This window comes from Xenorhabdus griffiniae (assembly GCF_015163655.1).
Lineage (GTDB): Bacteria > Pseudomonadota > Gammaproteobacteria > Enterobacterales > Enterobacteriaceae > Xenorhabdus > Xenorhabdus griffiniae.
In genome coordinates this window covers 1-4,227 of record NZ_JADEUF010000180.1, presented here as the reverse complement: position 1 = coordinate 4,227, position 4,227 = coordinate 1, and the positions used below count along the sequence as shown (strand labels likewise).

The window sequence follows — 4,227 nt, the reverse complement described above, 5'->3', positions numbered from 1 at the left end:
AAAATATCAAATATAACAAAAGATATAAACAAAAATATATTGGGGATATATCTCGTTCACAATATTTTTGTTGTTGAGATACATAATGAATTTATCCATGAGTTTTTGTTAAATAAACTTCATTACGTAAATATATATATTTATATAATAGGGTATTCATTACTGGCTTTTTTCCTGTCATATATGCTGTGTGTTTTATTACGAAAATTTAAGATAACTTCGTCAATCATCACTGTTTAATGTGATGAATTGAAGGACGTATGTGATGGGGTAAAAACGCGCCGTTCCCGATGAAATACGGCGCTTTTGTTCCCAGCTCCGAACCAACGAAACACTTGCTCCTATCATTTCCGCAAATTCGGATTGTTTCATGCCAAAATGTTTGCGAATAGATTTAACATTAGGAATAGCATAGCGGTGGATATACTCAGGTTTAGGGTGATATTCACCATTCTAGATCGCAACCATTTCCTCTACGTTACTAAGAAGGTTATTAAATAAATTATTTTCCATAGAATTATCCCCGTTCTCGTTAACAAACAGGTTTTGACCGTATTATATTATTATTCAAAATGATTAACTATCACCTTCTTGGACACAAATAAAATCAGTAAATCAGATTTCATTTGTAATATTACTTTATCAAGAAGTGAAATTATTTCAGCGCTTAATGCTATATGACTAACACTTAATTCGGTTATGATTTTAGCTATGTATTGATTAACACATTGAGTATTATAAAACCAAACGAATAAAAATAAAATTAAAAGGCCTGAATCTGGTGGAATACCGAAATCAGGCCTGGTCAACGATTTAATCAAAGTGCCTAATTTTATGATATCACTTCACTAAGCATATACTTTGATTTAGAGTATCGATTTTGGTGAATTAATTATCACTCCACTTGAGGCTAAAATGTTTGGTTTGGCCTATTTGTTGCTTCAATATGTTACTTAATTTGTATATCTCAGAACCTTCAACGTCTGCTGTGTAAACGACAGAAAACGTATAACTGGCATTGTCTCCATGAATTCTCTCAGGACTGTCAATTCTAAGATTATAAGTTACATTATCAACAGTGACATAAAGAGTTTTATTAAGAAGTGCCATTACTTTCTGATAGCTATTCTGATTCGAGGATATATTCAAAGACAGTAACGGACGAGGGAGAGGCCTAGGTTTGTTAATATCTTTAGTTCCCTTCTGAGGCAGAATCTTAAAAAGGAATTCCGAAATATGTTCAATATCTGTATTAGGTTGCAGCCCAGTTAAAGAACCAATATTAGGTTGATTGTCACTTGTATAACCCCAATCTTCTATATCCTCCCCATTTTTAGCAGTCCCTAATGTGAGATCGAAAGACAGTATGATATCCTTTGAACCACCTGAACCACCTGAACCACCTGAACCACCTGAACCACCTGGCGTCGATTCCAGCAATTTCCAGTCACAAGCCACTAAATCTTCCGGCGTTGGTTTCCAAATTGCCCAAAATCCATCTTGATCGCTTTTTTCAATATAAGGATTTCCTTTATTGTTGCTACCAGCCTCCATTTTATAGGCAAGACGCATGTATTCTTCAGGCGCATTCCAGCCACTGCGATGTACTTGTTTTCCTAAATACACTTGAATCAGTGCCCACGGACAAGTACCAACGGGTGCTACATTATCAACCTGAACCTTGTATTGAGTAGGGTCTAATGAGCATTGTTGATCAGCATTACTTTCTAGCTTCTTTACTTCAGACATAATTTCCTCACTTATTAATCATTAAAGTAAAAGGTCATTTCATCCTACTGCTAAATCGCAAGTTAATGTTACTTAAGTTAAATTTAATCTCAATAGGATGCCGTCATATAGCAATTAATTCGCATTAATATCTGGTGTTTTATTATAAAACATGTCTATTCTCTGAGTGAATGATCTGCTGGAGGGTAAATTCAAAATTTGCTGCTGATCTTTTTTATTAAATGAATGACTAACAATTATAATATGTGGATTAATATACATTAATAGTAATATAAAAATTAAACTCTAACAAAGTGCTATTATGATTTTTTAATAATATTGTTTTTATTTAAATTCGAAGTATTCACGATCAATTTCTTATAAATTTCCAACCTTATTATAGAAAAACAAAAAGGCTATGCCGGAAGCATAGCCTTAGATTCAGAGTATATATCTGGGGGAGTTAATTATCACTCCATTTGAAGCAAAAGTGCTTGGTTTGGCCTGTCTGCTTTAATATATCACTTAATTCTTTGTTAATAAAATCAATCTTTATCTCATAGCCACCGAGCAAAATAGCACCAATGTCGGGTTTGCCAAGATCATAGCTTGTGCCATCAGTAGTGACAACCAATCTTTTATTAAGCAATTCCCCTGATTTCGAAAAATCATTGTCATTATGATTAGAGGAGACATATATTGTTATGAGATCAGAGAGTCTTGAATAACTAAACTGTAGAACATTTCCAATACCTGTATCAGTTGCTTGCAACCCAGTTAAAGTACCAAAAGCTTGTTCACCAAATTGCACTTCCCCGTGGGCAGATAAGTACCCCAATTTTGGTTAGTTTCATTATATGTATTAGTCCCTAATTTGAGATTGAAAGACAACATGCAGTTAACTGGTTCTGGTTTAACGTTATCCGATTGCAGCAATTTCCAGTCACAAGCCATCAGATCCTCCTGTGTTGGTGTCCAATGAGACCAATAGCCATTTTTATCACTTTTCTCAATATAAGCAGCCCCATCATCTGCACTGCCAACCTCCGATTTGTGGGCAAGACGCATGTGTTCTATGGGAGCATTCCAGCCATTACGATGTAAATACACTAAGCTAAGCGCCCAAGCGGAAGTACCGGCTGGTACAGTGATATTGTCATAACCAATATCATATTGGTCACGATTAAATGGACATTGTGTATTTTCAGACATAATTTCCTCACTTATTAATCAATAAAGTAAAAGGTCATTTCATCCTACTGCTAAATTGCTAGTCAATATTACTTAAGTGAAATTTGATCTCAATAGAATACAGTCACACAGCCATTAATTCGCGTTAATATCTGGCATTTTTTTATAAAATCTGTTTATTCGCCGAGTGAATAATCTACTGGAGTGTAAATTCAACGTTTTCTATTGATATTGGTTATTGAATGGATTATGAATAATTAAACTTGGATTAGACTAATAAGCACAATTTTTGATAAAGCGCTATTACAATTGCTAATATTGTTGTGGAAAAACAAAAAGGCCATGCCAGAAGCATAGCCTTGGATTCAGGGTGTAGATATTATATTGATTATCTTGTTAGATTTTTAGGGCTAAATTATATTGGTTATTGTTCTTTGTCGTATTATCGTAATTCACTCCAATTTTCGATCTTCTCTACTTTCTGAATCATGTATGTCATGCCAGCCGGAACAATAAACGTGATATTACTAAACGTGGGCGGGATACTTTCAAGTGTTGCCAGTGTGGCAATATGTACTCCATTAACAAAAATATTAGAATCCTGACTTCCTGGATAAGCAGAAATAATAACTTGAATAGGCGAACTTGTTTCATTTACGTATACTGTGTCAGGTTTTCTGGTATTGGTGACATTTTGCCAATTTTGTCCAATACCGATCACATTCTCTTTCAGGGCATTTTTGTTGGCGGTATTGGCTAGATCGTATGCCGCTTTAACTGCTTTAGATGTTGCTGCATGAACCTCACTATCACTATCAATGTCATTACTGAGGGTAACGAAACCTCTATCCTCCAATGTTGCGTAAGGATGGTTTCGGCTTTGTGCGTGTTCTTCTATTGCTTCTTTGATCGAATCTTTGACATATTCCGGTGTTGCAACGACAACAAGACTATCATCTTCTAATTCTAAAACTTTTATTTCTGGCTTTTTATTTTGAGTATTCATATTCATTCCTGATTAATATTAAATGATGGGATATTTCTTCGACTGTGAAAATTAATAAAATCTGTTCATTAATATTTGATAGTACAGTTTAATTAAATTCAGTTGATTAATGTTTGGTAAGTTACATATTTGGATAGCAGGATGAGATAAAATATTAGGCTGGTAAATAATAAAATGTATCAATTGACTGATAAAACTAATTACGAAAAAAGTGAGATTTTCCACCTCAGTAGATAGAGAGTTTGTGCGAGTTGATTTATTTAAACCTTATGGTTTTAGTAACATATAGAATGATGATAAGA

The 4,227-nt window shown here is 34.1% G+C and carries 5 protein-coding genes and 1 pseudogene; 1 reads left to right on the top strand and 5 read right to left on the bottom strand.

Annotation, left to right across the window (positions count from 1 at the left end):
* Nucleotides 1–222 precede the first annotated feature (222 nt).
* Nucleotides 223–390 carry a helix-turn-helix domain-containing protein gene (locus IQ211_RS19750; protein WP_282885650.1) on the bottom strand — a complete coding sequence of 56 codons (168 nt, stop codon included), beginning with the start codon at nt 388–390 and terminating at the stop codon, nt 223–225.
* Nucleotides 391–582: 192 nt separating this feature from the next.
* Here IQ211_RS19750 and IQ211_RS20040 point away from each other — a divergent pair.
* Nucleotides 583–681, top strand: a pseudogene (locus IQ211_RS20040) (CcdB family protein); the annotation flags it as partial.
* Between the two features lie 207 nt (nt 682–888).
* On the opposite strand, the gene IQ211_RS18125 reads toward IQ211_RS20040, so the two are convergent.
* The 4 genes from IQ211_RS18125 to IQ211_RS18110 all read right to left on the bottom strand — a co-directional run bounded on the left by IQ211_RS18125 (nt 889) and on the right by IQ211_RS18110 (nt 3,925).
* Nucleotides 889–1,749: a Thoeris anti-defense Tad2 family protein gene (locus IQ211_RS18125; protein ID WP_189760329.1), complete on the bottom strand. Its 861-nt coding sequence runs from the start codon at nt 1,747–1,749 to the stop codon at nt 889–891.
* A gap of 442 nt (nt 1,750–2,191) precedes the next feature.
* Nucleotides 2,192–2,539 carry a DUF7823 domain-containing protein gene (locus tag IQ211_RS18120; RefSeq protein WP_189760328.1) on the bottom strand — a complete coding sequence of 116 codons (348 nt, stop codon included), beginning with the start codon at nt 2,537–2,539 and terminating at the stop codon, nt 2,192–2,194.
* Nucleotides 2,506–2,940 carry a Thoeris anti-defense Tad2 family protein gene (locus IQ211_RS18115; protein WP_189760327.1) on the bottom strand — a complete coding sequence of 145 codons (435 nt, stop codon included), beginning with the start codon at nt 2,938–2,940 and terminating at the stop codon, nt 2,506–2,508. The genes IQ211_RS18120 and IQ211_RS18115 overlap by 34 nt, the downstream gene beginning before the upstream one ends.
* A 421-nt stretch (nt 2,941–3,361) precedes the next feature.
* The gene (locus IQ211_RS18110; protein WP_189760326.1) at nt 3,362–3,925 is read right to left on the bottom strand and encodes a tail fiber protein; all 564 of its coding nucleotides are present in this window, start codon (nt 3,923–3,925) and stop codon (nt 3,362–3,364) included.
* Nucleotides 3,926–4,227 lie beyond the last annotated feature (302 nt).

Coding starts and splice junctions, on each gene's coding strand:
- IQ211_RS18125 (WP_189760329.1), bottom strand. CDS start 1,749: ATGTCTGAAGTAAAGAAGCTAGAAAGTAATGCTGATCAACAATGCTCA.
- IQ211_RS18115 (WP_189760327.1), bottom strand. CDS start 2,940: ATGTCTGAAAATACACAATGTCCATTTAATCGTGACCAATATGATATT.
- IQ211_RS18110 (WP_189760326.1), bottom strand. CDS start 3,925: ATGAATACTCAAAATAAAAAGCCAGAAATAAAAGTTTTAGAATTAGAA.